Below are 15296 nucleotides of genomic sequence, written 5' to 3'. Positions count from 1 at the left end.
CCGTGTACGTGTTCTCGAATCCCGTATCTCCGAGGAGTGTGTGAAGTGCGTCGAACCCATCTCGTGTCCGTCGTCGTTGCGGCGGTGGCCGCGCTCGGACTGTCGTCCGCCCAGGCCTGTGCGGAACCGATTCCGATCGACACCGGCAGCCTCGGTACCGGGAGTCTGGGCACCGGCAGCCTCGACGGTGGTGAGCAGCCGCCCGTCGAGCCACTTCCCGCACTGGTGGCGACGCCGGTACTCGAAGGGCTCGATCATCCCTGGGATGTCGTGCAGGCGCCGGACGGGGCGATTCTCACGGGCCAGCGATCGGGTGGCTTCGTGGTGCGCCGGGCCGACGGCTCCACGGGCCCGGTGGCCGCGGACCTCACCGACCTGTTCGCGCAGTCGGAGACCGGGCTGATGGGCATCGCCCTCGCCCGCGACTTCTCGTCGTCGCGCACTCTCTACACGTGCCAGGGGTTCCAGGGTGGCGGCGTGACGGACGTACGGGTGGTGTCCTGGACCGTGGACTCGGGGTGGACGCAGCTCACCAAGGGCGACACGGTGGTGTCGGGCATGCCGGTGAGCAACGGTCGTCACGGCGGCTGCCGGATCCTCGTGTCCGAGGACGGTTCACTGTTCGTCGGCACCGGTGACGCGGCGCAGCCGCTGGCACCGCAGGACCCAGCGTCCCTGGGCGGCAAGGTGTTACACGTCAATCCCGACGGAACGCCCGCGGCGGGCAACCCCGACCCGGCGAGTGTCGTGTACTCCCTCGGGCACCGCAACGTGCAGGGGCTGGCGGTGCAGCCGGGGACCGGGCGGCTGTACGGAATCGAGCAGGGCACCAACGTCGACGACGAGGTCAATCTCCTGGTTCCGGGCGGCAACTACGGGTACCGGCCGGACCGGATTCCCGGGATCTACGACGAGTCGGTACCGATGACCGATCCGATCCGCGTCCCCGGCGCGATCGGTGCCGTGTGGAGCAGTGGATCACCGACACTGGCGACCGCGAGCGGAACGTTCGTCACCGGAGACCAGTGGGGCGACTGGGACGGTGCACTGGTGATCGGCGGCCAGAAGAGCAGGCAGTTGCTGTTCCTGCGCCTGTCCGAGGACGGTCAGACCACCGTGGCCCGGGCGGACGGGTTGAAGAACGAGTTCGGCCGCATCCGGTCGGTGACCCCGGCACCGGACGGGTCGCTGTTGATCACCACCGACAACGGCGACACCGACCAGGTCCTGCGGGTGGTGCCTCAGGGGTGACGACCCGCCCGGCGCGGTTGCCGAGACATGCGGCTGCCGTCGGTGGATCAGAGTCGGTCGGGGAGGTGGGGCGCGAGTGCGGTGAGGACGCGTTCGGCTTCGCCGCAGGCCTGCTCGATGGTGGTCACGGATTCGTCGGGGCGATTGGCAGTGGGGGAGTAGGTGACGGAGAACTGGAAGACGCCGGGTTCGATGTCCATGGAGGCGAAGCAGTTGGAGCCGACGGTGAAGTCGGCGATGGACACGTCACGTCCGTTGATCTGGATGCGCTTCTTTTCTTCGAGGCGCTCGTCGGCCACGACGTCGTCGAAGGTCTTACCCATCGCGGCGAAGGTGGCACCGTAGCCGGGGTGGATGTGGGCGAAGGTGCACTCGTGTGAGATCGGGTTCGGTCGGTCGGTGCGGTCGTGCTCGAGGTCGAACCCGACCTGTGCGAGTGCGTCGAAGGAGAGGTCGTCGCAGGGGTGGTAGGTGATCGGGATCGGTGCCGCGCTGGTGGCGGTCGGAGGTGTCGCGTCGTCTCCGCTGCAGGATGTGATTGTGGCCGCGGTGAGGAAGCCGAGTGCGCCGAAGACGGCGATGGAGCGCGAGTGGGTCACTGGTTGATTCCGATCGAGTGGTAGCCGCTGAGGTCGTAGGTTCGCGATCCGCGGACGTTGTGTGCACCGTGCTCTCGAAGGTTCGAGGGCGCGGTGTGCAGTATGTCCGCGGCTTCGGGGCGCCGTCGGTGTTCGTGCGGGCTAGAGCCGGTCGGGGAGGTGGGGTGCGAGTGCGGTGAGGATGCGTTCGGCTTCGCTGCAGGCCTGTTCGATGGTGGTCACGGATTCGTCGGGGCGATTGGCGGTGGGGGAGTAGGTGACGGAGAGTTGGAGGACGCCGGGTTCGATGTCCATGGTGGCGAGGCAGTCGGAGCCGACGGTGAAGTCGGCGATGGATACGTCGCGGCCGTTGATCTGGATGCGTGTGTGTTCGTCGAGGCGTTCGTCGGCGACGACGTCGTCGAAGGTCTTGCCCATCGCGGCGAAGGTGGCGCCGTAGCCGGGGTTGCGGTGGGCGAAGGTGCATTCGTGGGAGATCGGGTTCTGGCGGTCGGTGCGGTCGGGGCTTCTCACGGAGAAGCCCACTTCTTCGAGTGCGTCGAAGGAGAGGTCGTCGCAGGGGTGGTAGGTGATCGGGATCGGTGCCGCGCTGGTGGTTGTGGCGGTGGGCGAGTCGGTGTCGCTGCCGCAGGCGGTGAGTGTCGTGACGGTGAGGAGGCCGAGTGCGCCGACGGCGGCGAGGGTGCGGGGGTGGGTCACTGGTTGGTTCCGATCGAGTGGTAGCCGTCGGCGGACTGGGCATCGGTGGTGAGGTAGGCGTCGAGTACTGCCTGGAGCGAATCGCGAAGATCGAGCGCGTAGTCGATGTGCGCTTGGAGGTAGCCGACGGCGGAGCTCTCGTCGGCGATTTGGCCGCCCCCGCGGGCCTTGTGCTGGAATTTCTGCACGATCAGCCTCGAGGTCTCGATGTCTGCTTCACCGATTCCGAGGGTTTCGTAGTACAGCTCGCGGCTTGCTCGGTTCTGCAACTGTTGGAGGTCTTCAACGTAGTCGTTGCAGTAGTTGATGCACTCGCGCATCTTGTCCGGGTCGAGGCTGAGTTGGCCGCTGCCGATGGCTGCGGCGGAAAATGCCTGCCAGCTCCCCGGCGCGGGTGCGTCGCTTCCGCTCATGGTTGTGCTCCCTCCCTGTACGGCTGACGGCCGCTGCACGTCGGCCGAACTCCCCGGCGCGCACCATACCAGCAGGGGCCGGGTCGGCGACTACACGAACGCCAGCACCCGGGCAGGCCCACCGGACCCGCCCGCATGGGTCGGCGCACCGACGACGACGGAGGCGCCGACGGGAGGGAGCCGGTCGAGGTTCGCGAGCACCTCGACGGCGTAGCGCCCGGCACCCAGCGCCGCGAGGTGCGCTCCGTAGTCGGTGCTGTTGCCGGCATCGATGCTGAGCGTGTCCGACCCGAGGGCCACGATGTCGCGCTCGCGAATCAGGTACTCCACCGCTTCGGCGTCGAAGCCCGGTGTGTGCTGCACCCCGAGCCGGTCCTGATTGGTGAACGCGCCGGGCTGTCCGAGCCGGGCCTGCCAGCCCGAGTGCATCGCGACCAGCGCCCGGCGCGGGATCTCCCCGTGCGCGGCTTCCCACTCCTGGACGTCCTGCCGCGTGAGCAGCGCGTCGTTGTCGGCGTGGGCTTTCGCGGCTATGTCGACGACGACGAGCGGCGCCACCAGGTCCTCGGGCGGGATCCTCTCGACGGTGACCCCGCCGGCATCGGCATGCGCGGGGGCATCGACGTGGGTGCCCGTGTGCTCTTCGAGCCGCAGTTCGGCCGTGTAGAAGACCCCGGTGGGGATGCCGATCGATCCGAGCGAGCCGGTCCCGCCGGAGATCGACGAGAGTGTGCGCATCTCGAACGGGCGACTTCCCGGCCACACCGGAAAGCTCGGGGACAGGACGTGCGAGAGATCCACGATCGAGCGGCCGTCACCCGGTGCGGCCGCGGCACGGGTGGCCATCGCGGGCAGCATCGTCGCGCCGAGCGCGGCGGCGCCGACGGCTCCGAGTACCGATCGCCTGCTCAGTCGCCGCCGTCCGAACGCCTCGTACACGTGGTGCATGAGGTGGGGTGAGCACATGGACGGTTCCTCCGAGCCTCTGGTTGTCCGCTGTCACGCCCCGCCACAGCGCCGAGCCGCGCGCCTCAATGTAGGCGAATCGTCGAAAACCTGCGGCGAAACCGGCCCCGGCGCGCACTCGGAGCACCCGGATACCTCGCGGTAACAAGACGGTCGTATCGTTTCCCGGTCGCGACCACGCGGCGGCATTCCTCACCAGGGATGTCCAGAACGAGAAACGGGGAACCCGCACCGTGACCGACGTGCTCGAAACGATCAACAGCTGGGTGTGGAGTCCCGCACTCGTCTACCTCTGTCTCGCGGCAGGCCTGTACTTCACCATCCGCACCCGCGTCGTCCAGCTCCGCGCCGTCGGCGACATGGTGCGGCTGATGTTCCATCCGGGAAAGTCCGACGCCGGTGTCTCGTCGTTCCAGGCGCTGTCGATGTCGCTGGCGGGACGCGTCGGCACCGGCAACATCGCGGGCGTGGCCACGGCGATCGCCTTCGGCGGCCCGGGCGCGGTCTTCTGGATGTGGATGGTCGCGTTCCTCGGGGCGTCGACGTCGTTCGTGGAGAGCACCCTCGGCCAGATGTTCAAGGAGAAGGACCACCAGGGCCACTATCGGGGAGGCCCGGCCTACTACATCGAGAAGTGCATGGGCCAGCGCTGGTACGCGCTGTTGTTCGCCGCCGTCACGGTCGTGGCGACCGGGGTGCTGCTGCCCGGCATCCAGGCCAACGGCATCGCCGCGTCGATGAACACCGCGTGGGGGCTTCCCGAGTGGAGTGTCGCCATCGCGGTCGTGATCGCGCTGTCCTTCATCGTGGTCGGCGGGGTCAAGCGGATCGCGGCGTTCGCGGGCGTCGTCGTCCCGTTCATGGCGGTCGTCTACATCGGGCTCGCGCTCGTCGTGGTCCTGGTCAACGCCTCCGCGATCCCGGACGTCCTGCGGTTGATCCTGTCCAGTGCCTGGGGCCTGGATGCAGGCTTCGGTGCGGTCGTGGGCCTGGCGATCGAATGGGGTGTCAAACGCGGGATCTACAGCAACGAGGCCGGGCAGGGCACCGGCCCGCACGCGGCGGCGGCCGCCGAGGTGTCGCATCCTGCCAAACAGGGTCTGGTCCAGGCGTTCTCCGTCTACATCGACACCCTCTTCGTGTGCTCCGCCACCGCGTTCCTCATCCTCTCGACCGGCATGTACAAGGTGTGGGGCGGGGGTGGCAGCGACGGCGAAGTCCTTCACGACGGGTTCGCCGGCGCACAGGTCGAAGCCGGCCCGGCGTTCGCGCAGGCGGCATTCGACACACTCTGGTCGGGAGCGGGCGCCAGCTTCATCGCGATCTCGCTCACGTTCTTCGCCTTCACCACCGTGGTCGCCTACTACTACATGGCGGAGACCAACATCAACTACCTGCTGCGCGACGTGAGTCGGCCCGGCGTCCTTCCGGTCGCCACCCGGTTCCTGCAGCTGTTCTTCCTTGTCGCGGTCGCCTACGGGGCGGTGTCGACGGCCGGTGTCGCGTGGACACTCGGTGACATCGGAGTCGGTGTGATGGCGTGGCTGAACATCATTGCGATCTTCATTCTGCAGAAGCCCGCGCTTCTGGCTCTGCGTGACTACGAGCGGCAGAAGCGAGCGGGCCTGGACCCGCAGTTCGACCCTGTCGCGCTCGGCATCCGAAACGCGACGTTCTGGGAGAGGCGTGCGGAGGAGCGCACGCGAGACCGTGTGATCTGAGGGGGCCGGATCGCCGTCAGCGGGAGGCGGCGATCCGGGCCTTCTCGAGCGCGGCGAGCGTGCGCAGAATCGTGGCCTTCTGGTTCTCGAGATTCTTCAGGCGGGCCTTGGCCGCCAGTCCGGAAGCGTCGCCGACGAGGGCGATCTGGGCGTCGATGGCACCCATCTGATCGAGCAGGCCGGTTACCCGCGCCTCGAGAGCGGCGACGTCGACGGCGTCGGTGCGGACCGGCGACGGAGCGGGGGTCGAGGGGCGCGCAGCCTTCGGGCGGCTCGTCGCGGCAGCGGGCGGCGGCGTGGGGGCTGCGACGCCTGCGCCCGCGGAGACTCCGCTGTCGCGGTGTTCGACGACACCGGCGGCACGCGGCCGCAGAGCCTTGCGCACGGCGGCGGGGTCGGGGAGCTCCGTGAGCCGAATCTCGTTGAGCGCCCGGCGCGCATCGCGGGCGCCGAGGCGGTGCTCGTACTCCTCGTCGTCCTCGGACTGCAGGGTGCCGCCGAGGGGGCGAAGGCCGTACATCCCGAGGAACTTGCGGGCCTCGTCGATGACTTCCTCGTGAGTCCGGCAGGTCGCGCAGCGCGGTTCGTTCCGGTACATCTCCACGGAGTCGTCGTTCCCGCACCACACACAGGCTCCGGGAGTCCAACGGCGGATGTTGCGGATGGTATCGATGTCAGTGGAACCGGGAAGCGTGTGCGCGTCGATCACGAGCAGCCACAGTAAGGGACGCGAATTCGGCGCCTCACACCGGGGTAATTTCTTCCGCAACCACGTGACGCAGATCATCGGCATCGGGGGATGTACGGTGCAAAGTCTTGTGCTACACGGCGTTTGACGTACCGGTAGGTCTCATTCAGTGGAGTCCACCGCAGTGGTGAGCCACTCCACGAGGGGGCGCATCGCGCGCCACGACCGACGGATCTGCGTCGCGGCCTCGGGCGTCGCGAGCCAGTCCGGGGAGACGTGGCGGATGCTCGCGGTGAGCGATCGATGGCGGAGCAGATCCAGCCGGGGATGGTCGTCGGCCACCCCGCGGGGCCGCGTCTTCAGTCGGTCGCCGCCGATCTCGAAGCCCGTCGAGCGCACCCTGCCGACGATGCGGGCGAGCTGCCGTCCGCGCCGCTCGTCGTCCACCGCGGCTCGATACCGCGCGAGTTGCGCAGGGGTCGACGCGTAGAAGCCGCCGGCAACGAGTAGCCCGGCGGCATCGATCTGCGCGTAGTACCCGGCGCCCGAATACGATTCCACGAACAGACCCTGGTGGGTCTTGTAGGGAGACTTGTCCTTGGCGAAGCGCACGTCGCGGTGGGGGCGGAACAGCTTGCCGTCGCCGAACTCCGGCTCCAACTCCGCGAGCAGTGCCGTCATCGGAGCCCGTACCGCGTCGTCGTAGACGGACCGGTGCGCCGCCCAGAAGCTCTTGCTGTTGTCCGCCTCGAGGTCCTCGTAGAAGTCGAGTGCGGCGACCGGGATGCCCGTGAACGCGCTCATGGGTCCATCGAAGCAGATGCGGGACGGAGCGCGCAGCGTCGCGCCCCGTCCCGCATCGGCTCAGGCGTTGCCGTTGAACAGCGAGGTGACGGAACCGTTCTCGAACACTTCCTTGATGGTGCGTGCGAGCAGCGGCGCGATCGAGAGCACCGTCAGCGTCGGGAACTGCTTCGAGTCGTCGATCGGCAGCGTGTTGGTGACGATGACCTCGCGGGCACCGCACTCGGCGAGGCGGTCGCGGGCCGGATCCGAGAGGACGCCGTGGGTTGCCGCGATGATGACGTCGCCGGCCCCGGCCTCCTTCAGGATCTTCACGGCGCCGGCGATGGTGCCGCCGGTGTCGATCATGTCGTCGATGAGGATGCAGGTTCGGCCCTCGACATCGCCGACGACGCGGTTGGACTTGACCTGGTTGGGCACCAGCGGGTCGCGGGTCTTGTGGATGAACGCCAGCGGGGCGCCACCGAGGGTGTCCGCCCACTTCTCGGCGACGCGGACGCGACCCGAGTCGGGGGAGACGACGGCGATATTCTCGGTGCCGTAGTGCTCGCGGATGTACTCGGCGAGCTGGCCCTGCGCGTGCATGTGGTCGACCGGGCCGTCGAAGAAGCCCTGGATCTGGTCGGTGTGCAGGTCGACCGTGATGATCCGGTCCGCGCCCGCCGTCTTGAGCAGGTCCGCGATGAGCCGGGCCGAGATGGGCTCGCGGCCACGGTGCTTCTTGTCCTGACGGGCGTACGGGTAGAACGGGAGGATCGCCGTGATGCGCTTGGCGGATCCGCGCTTGAGCGCGTCGATCATGATGAGCTGTTCCATCACCCACTCGTTGAGCGGGGCGGGGTGGCTCTGCAGCACGAAGGCGTCGCAGCCGCGCACCGACTCCTCGAAACGGACGAAGGTCTCGCCGTTCGCGAAGTCCCGCGCGGTCTGCGGGGTGATCCGCACGTCGAGTTCCTTCGCCACCTGCTCAGCCAGCTCCGGATGGGCGCGACCTGCGAAGAGCATGAGGTTCTTCTGGTTGTCGATCCAGTTCGCGGTCACTGCTGGTTGCCATCCTTTTGTTCTTCATGGGGATCTGCATCCGGGCCGGATGCTCGTGCATTCGATGCTGCCTCAGCCGCCGGTGTGCCCGGACGGTTTCGCTGCACCCATCCTTCAATATTGCGCTGCTTGCCGCCGGAGACGGCGAGCGCCCCCGGGGGGACGTCGAAACGCAACACGGTGCCGGCGCCGGTGTATGCGCCGTCACCGACCCGGACCGGGGCCACGAACATGGTGTCGGAGCCGGTCCGGACGTGTGAACCCACAACGGTGCGTGACTTGTTCACGCCGTCGTAGTTGACGAAGACGCTCGAGGCGCCGATGTTGCTGTGGTCGCCGATGGTGGCGTCACCCACGTACGTGAGATGCGGCACCTTCGAGTGCGCACCGATCTCCGCGTTCTTGGTCTCCACATAGGTGCCGATCTTGCCGTGCGCCCCCAGCACCGTGCCCGGGCGCAGATAGGAGAAGGGGCCGACCGAGGCCTCCGCGCCGATCGACGACTCGCTGCCCTGGGTCCGCACCACCGACGCGCCGTGGCCGACGACGACGTCGGTGAGCGTGGTGTCCGGCCCGATCCGGGCGTCCTCGCCGATCACGGTGCGCCCGTGCAGTTGCGTGCCGGGATGCAGGGTGACGTCCTGGCCGAGGGTGACGTCGACGTCGATCCAGGTACTGGACGGGTCGACGACGGTCACACCCGCACGCATCCACTTCTCCAGGATCCGGCGGTTCAGCTCGCCGGCGAGGGTGGCGAGCTGAACCCGGTCGTTCGCCCCGGCGACCAGCACCGCGTCCTCGATGTGCCGGGCGCGGACCCGGCGCCCCGCCCGACGGGCGATCGCGATGACGTCGGTGAGGTAGAGCTCGCCCTGCGCGTTGTCGGCGCTGAGTTCGGACAACGCGGCGCGCAGCGTCACCGCGTCGAAGGCGTAGACGCCCGAGTTGACCTCGGTGATCGACCGCTGCGAGTCGGTGGCGTCGGCTTCCTCGACGATCGCGTTGACCTCACCGTCGGTGGTCCGCAGGATGCGTCCGTAGCCGGTCGGGTCCGGGGCGGTCGAGGTGAGCACGGTGACGGCGGCGGCCGGCTCGGCGGTGTGCTCGTCGATCAGCGCGGTGAGCGTGTCGCCGTCGAGCAGCGGGACGTCTGCGGCGGTGACGAGGACGGTGCCGGTGAAGTCGGCGGGAAGCGCTTCGAGCCCGCAGCCCACGGCGTGGCCGGTGCCGTTCTGTTCCTCCTGGACCGCGACGTCGACGGAGCGCCCCAGCGCACCGGCGACCTCTTCGACGGCGGCACCGACCCGGGCACGGTCGTGACCGACGACGGCGATCAGGTGTGCCGGGTCCAGCGAGGCTGCGGCGTGCAGGGCGTGCGCGAGCATCGTGCGTCCGCCGAGCGGATGCAGCACTTTGGGGGTCTTCGACCGCATTCGTGTCCCGGCTCCGGCGGCGAGGACGACCACGGCGGTCTGCACTGGCATGAAGCTCCCTTTGCGTCGATCTCGAGGTGCTGCTCTCAGCTCCGCCGCCAGGACTCGAACCTGAACTATCTGAACCAAAATCAGAGGTGCTGCCATTACACTACGGCGGATTGCCACGCTCTCGGGCCCTCACGCCCGGTTGCGCGAGAGAAATACTCGCACGCCGACCCGCCGCCCGTCGAACCGCTTCGCGGAATCCGGCGCGTCCGCCCGATAGGCTGGTGGCGACCTGCGGAAACTCGCGGACCCGGCAGGTCCGCTCGCAGCGTCGCGGAAGGAGCGGCAGTCACGGTGGTGTCACCGGAGGAGCAGTTGGCCCGGCCCGCGGTGCAGACCCGGCCCGCGCGCACGCGGATGACGGGTACCCAGCGTCGCGAGCAGTTGATCCAGATCGCCCGGACCCTGTTCGCCGAGCGCGGCTACGAGGCGGCGTCGATCGAGGAGATCGCGCAGCGTGCGAGCGTGTCCAAGCCCGTCGTCTACGAGCACTTCGGCGGCAAGGAAGGGCTCTACGCGGTCGTCGTCGATCGGGAGATGTCCCGGCTGCTCGAGATGGTCACCAACGCGCTGACCAAGAATCGGTCCCGCGTGCGGGTCGAGCGGGTGGCGCTGGCGCTGCTCTCCTACGTCGAGGAGCACACCGACGGGTTCCGGATCCTGGTCCGGGATTCCCCGGTGGCCGCGCCGGACGGCACGTATTCGAGCCTGCTCAACGAGGCCATCAGCCAGGTCGCGCACCTGCTCGCCGCGGATTTCTCCAAGCGCGGATTCGACCCCGGTCTCGCCACCATGTACGCCCAGGCCCTGGTCGGGATGGTGTCCACGACCGCCACCTGGTGGCTCGACGAGCGCACTCCGTCGAAGGAGGTCGTGGCCGCCCACCTCGTCAATCTCTGCTGGAACGGGCTGACCAACCTCGAGGCGAACCCGGAACTCGGTGACGACTGAATCCGGTGGCGACGGTGGTGGGGTTGACGGTGGTGGCGACTAGGCTGTGTCCGGTTGTGGGCGAGTCCCGCGCCACCGTCCCCGGTCGCCGTCCGTCACCGCCGTAGTCCGTACCGCCGTCATCCGTACTGCCGTATCTGAGGAGTCAGTCGTGTCCTCGTCCGCCACGTCCACGTCGTCACCGGGAACACCGCTCGCAGGTCTTGCGGCGGCGGCCCTCGCCGACCCGGCCCTGACCCGGGTCCGCGACGCGGTCGGGCAGGCCTCGCTCGACATCGTCGCGCCCGCCGCGGTGCGGCCGTTCGTCGCGTCCGCCGTCGCCGAGCGGACGCAGCTGCTGGTGGTGACCGCGACCGGCCGTGAGGCCGACGACCTCGCGATCGAACTGCGGGAGATGATCGGCGACGGAGTCGCCCAGTTCCCGTCCTGGGAGACGCTCCCGCACGAGCGGCTCTCGCCCAGCGCGGACACCGTGGGCCGACGGCTGGAGGTGCTCCGTCGTATCGCCCGGCCGGACGACCGGCTCTACGGGCCGCCGCTGCAGGTGATCGTCACCACGGTCCGTTCCCTCGTGCAGCCGATGGCGCCGGGTCTGGGCGAGATCGAACCGGTGGTGTTGCGCGCCGGTGTCGAGCACGATTTCGAGCGCCTGATCACGCGCCTCGTCGAGATGGCGTACACCCGTGCCGACATGGTGGGCAAACGCGGCGAGTTCGCGGTACGCGGCGGCATCCTCGACGTCTTCCCGCCGACGGCGGACCATCCGGTGCGGGTGGAGTTCTGGGGCGACGAGATCACCGAGATCCGGTCGTTCTCCGTCGCCGACCAGCGGTCGATCCCCGAAATCGAGGTTGAGACGGTCCTCGCGACACCGTGCCGGGAGCTGATGCTCACCGAGGACGTCCGGGACCGGGCCGCGCAGCTGGCGAAGGACAATCCGGCCGACGCCGCCCTGGTGGAGATGCTCGACAAGATGGCCGGCGGTATCCCGGTCGAGGGCATGGAGGCGCTACTGCCGATCCTGCGCTCGGGGGAGTTGCAGCTGCTCACCGACGTGCTGCCCGCGCAGACCCACGTGTTGGTGTGCGACCCGGAGAAGGTGCGCACCCGGGCGGCGGACCTGATGCGTACCGGCCAGGAGTTCCTGGAGGCCTCCTGGACCGCGGCCTCGATCGGTGCGGACGCACCCATCGACGCGGCCGCACTGGGTGGCGACGGCATCGATCTGGCGGCCTCCGCCTACCGCTCGCTGCGGCAGGTCCGGGACAGTGCCGAGGCCTCGGGGCGGCCCTGGTGGACCGTCAGCCCACTGGCATCGGGCAGCGGCGAGGAGATGGAGCTGCCCGTCACGGCGGCACCACAGGTACGCGGGTCGGACGAGCTCCTGTCCGAGTTGTTCGTGAGCCTGCGCGCGCACGTGAGCACGGGTGGCCGTGCGGCTGTCGTCGTCGCCGGTGCCGGTACCGCGCAGCGTGCTCTCGAACGCCTGCAGGACGCCGAGGTGCCCGCGGCCAGGGTCGAGCCGGGTACGCAGCCACCGCGTGGGCAGGTCGCCGTCCTGTGCGGCTCGTTGCACGAGGGACTGGTGCTTCCCGGCGACGCCTCGGTGCCGGGGCTCGTCGTCGTCGCCGAGGCGGACCTGACCGGCAACCGCGTCGCCCAGGCCGGCGACGGCAGGCGGCTGCCCGCCAAGCGGCGCAACCAGGTGGATCCGCTGGCCCTCACCGCGGGGGACATGGTGGTGCACGACCAGCACGGCATCGGCCGGTTCGTGGAGATGGTCGAGCGCACCGTGGGCGGCGCCAGGCGCGAGTACCTCGTGATCGAGTACGCCCCGAGCAAGCGTGGTCATCCGGGTGACCGGTTGTTCGTGCCGATGGAGTCCCTCGATCAGCTCTCCCGCTACGTCGGTGGCGAGTTGCCGGCATTGAGCAAGCTCGGGGGCTCGGATTGGGCCAACACGAAACGCAAGGCCCGCAAGGCGGTTCGGGAGATCGCCGGTGAGCTGGTGCAGCTGTACGCCGCCCGCCAGGCCGCTCCCGGTCATGCGTTCGGCTCGGACACCCCGTGGCAGAAGGAGATGGAGGACGCGTTCCCGTTCCAGGAGACGCAGGACCAGCTGACGGTCATCTCCGAGGTCAAGGGCGACATGGAGAAGCCGGTTCCGATGGACCGCGTCGTCATCGGTGACGTCGGATACGGCAAGACCGAGATCGCCGTGCGGGCGGCGTTCAAGGCGGTGCAGGACGGCAAGCAGGTTGCCGTCCTGGTGCCGACGACGCTGCTGGCGCAACAACATCTGCAGACGTTCACCGAGCGGATGGCGAGCTTCCCGGTCACCGTCGGGGGCCTCTCCCGGTTCACCGACCCCGCCGATTCGCGGCAGATCATCGAGGGCATGGCCGACGGCGAGATCGACATCGTCGTCGGTACCCACCGGTTGCTGCAGACGGGCGTGCGCTGGAAGGACCTCGGGCTGGTCATCGTCGACGAGGAGCAGCGCTTCGGTGTCGAGCACAAGGAACACATCAAGGCCCTGCGCACGCACGTCGACGTCCTCACCATGTCGGCGACGCCGATCCCGCGCACGCTGGAGATGAGCATGGCGGGCATCCGGGAGATGTCGACGATCCTCACCCCGCCGGAGGAGCGGCACCCGATCCTCACCTACGTGGGTTCCTACGCGGACAAGCAGGTGGCTGCCGCGATCCGGCGCGAGTTGCTACGCGACGGCCAGGTGTTCTACGTTCACAACCGGGTCAGCTCGATCGACAAGGCTGCCAAGAGGATTCGTGACCTGGTCCCGGAGGCGCGGGTGGTCGTCGCGCACGGGCAGATGAACGAGGACCGGCTCGAGAAGACGGTGCAGGGGTTCTGGGAACGCGAGTTCGACGTGCTGGTGTGCACCACCATCGTCGAGACCGGCCTCGACATCTCCAACGCCAACACCCTGATCGTCGAACGCGCCGACGCACTGGGCCTGTCACAGCTGCACCAGCTGCGCGGACGCGTCGGCCGCAGCCGGGAACGCGGGTACGCCTACTTCCTGTACCCGCCGGAGAAGCCGCTCACCGAGACCGCGTACGACCGGTTGGCCACCATCTCGCAGAACTCCGACCTCGGCGCCGGCATGGCGGTGGCGATGAAGGACCTCGAGATCCGGGGCGCCGGAAACGTGCTGGGCGCCGAGCAGTCCGGCCATGTCGCGGGCGTCGGTTTCGACCTGTACGTCCGGCTGGTCGGCGAGGCCGTCGAGGCGTACCGGGCCGCCGCCGACGGTAGGCCGATCACCACCGAGGAGGCCCCGAAGGAGGTCCGTATCGACCTGCCCGTCGACGCGCACATCCCGCCGGACTACGTCACCAGCGACCGGCTCCGGCTCGAGGGATACCGCAAGCTCGCCGCCGCGTCGGACGACGAGTCGATCGGTGCCGTCGTGGACGAGCTGGTCGACCGGTACGGTCCGCTGCCGGAGGAGGTCGCGCGTCTGGTGTCGGTCGCGAAGCTGCGGCTGCTCGCCCGGGAGTACGGGCTCGAGGAGATCGCCGTGGTCGGCACCCAGATCAAGATCTCGCCGATGCCACTGCCCGATTCGAAGCAGTTGCGGCTCAAGCGGATCTACCCGAGCGCCCAGTACCGGGCCACCACCGGGATGGTGCAGCTGCCGGTGCCCCGGGGCGGGTCGGGTGGCATCGGGGCGGATCGGTTGCGGGATGTCGAACTGCTGCAGTACATCGCCGACCTGATTCTCGCCCTCGACGGCAAAGCCGCGGGTGCGGTGTCGATGGGGATGCGATGACGGTCGTCCTCCTCGACCCGCTGCGCCCGACGTCGGTACCGCTCGAGGCCGTCGGGTTGCTGGCCGGGGGAGTGCGGTTCGCCTCCGACGTGCCGGCGCAGACGCGGGAACTGCTGGCCGAGAACCCGGACTCGGAGGTGCTCGTCACCGCGTCTGCCGATCTGGCGAGTGAGTACGACGGCCGGGTGATCGCGGCGCCGAAACTACCCGGAGACAACCTGATCGAAGCGGCCGAGGTGATGGACCGGCTGTGGAGCTACGGCGGCTGGGAGGTCACCCAGACCCATCGCAGCCTCTCCCACTACCTGGTGGAGGAAACCTACGAGGTGCTCGACGCCATCGAGGACGGCAGCGGCGAACATCTTCGCGAGGAGCTCGGTGACCTGCTGCTGCAGGTACTGTTCCACTCCCGCATCGCCTCCGCCTCCGGCGGATTCGACGTGGACGACGTCGCCGCAGGTCTCGTGGCCAAGCTGGTGCATCGCAGTCCGCATCTCGCCGACGACGTCGTCGGCCCCATCGACATCGCGGAGCAGGAACGCGCGTGGGAGATCCGCAAGGCGGCGGAGAAGGCTCGACAGTCCGTCGTCGACGGCGTCGCGATGAGCCAGCCGCCGATCTCGCTGGCGTCGAAGGTGATCGGACGGGCACTCGAGGCGGGGCTGCCGTCGGATCTGGTGCCGGAGGCCCTCGCCACCGGCGCCGACGAGGTCGAGGCCGCGCAGAACGCCCTGCGTGCGGACATCGACACGTTCATCGTGCGGTTGCGGGCCGCCGAGGACCGCGCTCGAGCCGAAGGCGTCGCGCCGCTGACCGGCGACGACTGGCGCCGGTTCTGGGAGTAGGTTTCGCGAACCCTGCGAGCATCCGCGCACGTTGTAGC

At 68.9% G+C, this 15296-nt stretch carries 13 protein-coding genes and 1 tRNA gene; 5 read left to right on the top strand and 9 right to left on the bottom strand.

Annotation, left to right across the window (positions count from 1 at the left end):
- The first annotated feature begins 45 nt into the window (after nucleotides 1–45).
- Entirely contained in the window at nucleotides 46–1251 is a 1206-nt protein-coding gene (locus G4H71_RS04770; protein ID WP_072737981.1) for a PQQ-dependent sugar dehydrogenase, read from the top strand.
- A 47-nt stretch (nucleotides 1252–1298) separates the two neighbouring features.
- Here G4H71_RS04770 and G4H71_RS04765 read toward each other — a convergent pair whose 3' ends face one another.
- From G4H71_RS04765 to G4H71_RS04750, 4 genes are all read right to left on the bottom strand, one after another.
- Complete coding sequence (locus G4H71_RS04765) at nucleotides 1299–1850, bottom strand: DUF3558 family protein (RefSeq protein ID WP_072737980.1); 552 nt, start codon at nucleotides 1848–1850, stop codon at nucleotides 1299–1301.
- A gap of 141 nt (nucleotides 1851–1991) precedes the next feature.
- Nucleotides 1992–2549, bottom strand: a complete 558-nt coding sequence (locus G4H71_RS04760) for a DUF3558 family protein (RefSeq protein WP_072737979.1) — start codon at nucleotides 2547–2549, stop codon at nucleotides 1992–1994.
- A complete protein-coding gene (locus tag G4H71_RS04755) occupies nucleotides 2546–2962 on the bottom strand; it encodes a hypothetical protein (protein ID WP_072737978.1) in 417 nt (138 codons plus the stop codon). Before G4H71_RS04755 ends, G4H71_RS04760 begins: the two co-directional genes overlap by 4 nt.
- A 90-nt stretch (nucleotides 2963–3052) precedes the next feature.
- Complete coding sequence (locus G4H71_RS04750; protein ID WP_072737977.1) at nucleotides 3053–3928, bottom strand: cyclase family protein; 876 nt, start codon at nucleotides 3926–3928, stop codon at nucleotides 3053–3055.
- Nucleotides 3929–4161: 233 nt separating this feature from the next.
- Between G4H71_RS04750 and G4H71_RS04745 the strand changes: the two genes are divergently transcribed.
- Nucleotides 4162–5649 carry an alanine/glycine:cation symporter family protein gene (locus G4H71_RS04745; protein WP_072737976.1) on the top strand — a complete coding sequence of 496 codons (1488 nt, stop codon included), beginning with the start codon at nucleotides 4162–4164 and terminating at the stop codon, nucleotides 5647–5649.
- Between the two features lie 16 nt (nucleotides 5650–5665).
- Here G4H71_RS04745 and G4H71_RS04740 read toward each other — a convergent pair whose 3' ends face one another.
- The 5 genes from G4H71_RS04740 to G4H71_RS04720 form a co-directional block, all read right to left on the bottom strand.
- A complete protein-coding gene (locus G4H71_RS04740) occupies nucleotides 5666–6358 on the bottom strand; it encodes a hypothetical protein (RefSeq protein ID WP_072737975.1) in 693 nt (230 codons plus the stop codon).
- Between the two features lie 141 nt (nucleotides 6359–6499).
- On the bottom strand, nucleotides 6500–7141 hold the full coding sequence (locus G4H71_RS04735) for a DUF2461 domain-containing protein (RefSeq protein WP_072737974.1): 642 nt from the start codon (nucleotides 7139–7141) through the stop codon (nucleotides 6500–6502).
- A gap of 60 nt (nucleotides 7142–7201) precedes the next feature.
- Complete coding sequence (locus G4H71_RS04730) at nucleotides 7202–8182, bottom strand: ribose-phosphate diphosphokinase (protein WP_072737973.1); 981 nt, start codon at nucleotides 8180–8182, stop codon at nucleotides 7202–7204.
- Complete coding sequence (glmU, locus tag G4H71_RS04725; RefSeq protein ID WP_072737972.1) at nucleotides 8179–9666, bottom strand: bifunctional UDP-N-acetylglucosamine diphosphorylase/glucosamine-1-phosphate N-acetyltransferase GlmU; 1488 nt, start codon at nucleotides 9664–9666, stop codon at nucleotides 8179–8181. Before glmU ends, G4H71_RS04730 begins: the two co-directional genes overlap by 4 nt.
- 39 nt (nucleotides 9667–9705) lie before the next feature.
- Nucleotides 9706–9776, bottom strand: a tRNA-Gln gene (locus G4H71_RS04720).
- A gap of 244 nt (nucleotides 9777–10020) precedes the next feature.
- On the opposite strand from G4H71_RS04720, the gene G4H71_RS04715 reads away from it, so the two are divergent.
- From G4H71_RS04715 to G4H71_RS04705, 3 genes are all read left to right on the top strand, one after another.
- Nucleotides 10021–10614 carry a TetR/AcrR family transcriptional regulator gene (locus G4H71_RS04715; RefSeq protein WP_072738077.1) on the top strand — a complete coding sequence of 198 codons (594 nt, stop codon included), beginning with the start codon at nucleotides 10021–10023 and terminating at the stop codon, nucleotides 10612–10614.
- A 151-nt stretch (nucleotides 10615–10765) separates the two neighbouring features.
- Nucleotides 10766–14413: a transcription-repair coupling factor gene (gene mfd / locus G4H71_RS04710; protein WP_072737971.1), complete on the top strand. Its 3648-nt coding sequence runs from the start codon at nucleotides 10766–10768 to the stop codon at nucleotides 14411–14413.
- Nucleotides 14410–15258, top strand: a complete 849-nt coding sequence (locus G4H71_RS04705; RefSeq protein ID WP_072737970.1) for a nucleoside triphosphate pyrophosphohydrolase — start codon at nucleotides 14410–14412, stop codon at nucleotides 15256–15258. Before mfd ends, G4H71_RS04705 begins: the two co-directional genes overlap by 4 nt.
- The last annotated feature ends 38 nt before the right edge of the window (nucleotides 15259–15296 follow it).

Source organism: Rhodococcus triatomae (assembly GCF_014217785.1).
Lineage (GTDB): Bacteria > Actinomycetota > Actinomycetes > Mycobacteriales > Mycobacteriaceae > Rhodococcus_F > Rhodococcus_F triatomae.
Note: the sequence above shows the minus strand (reverse complement) of the source record. Positions and strands in the feature narration are given on the sequence as shown.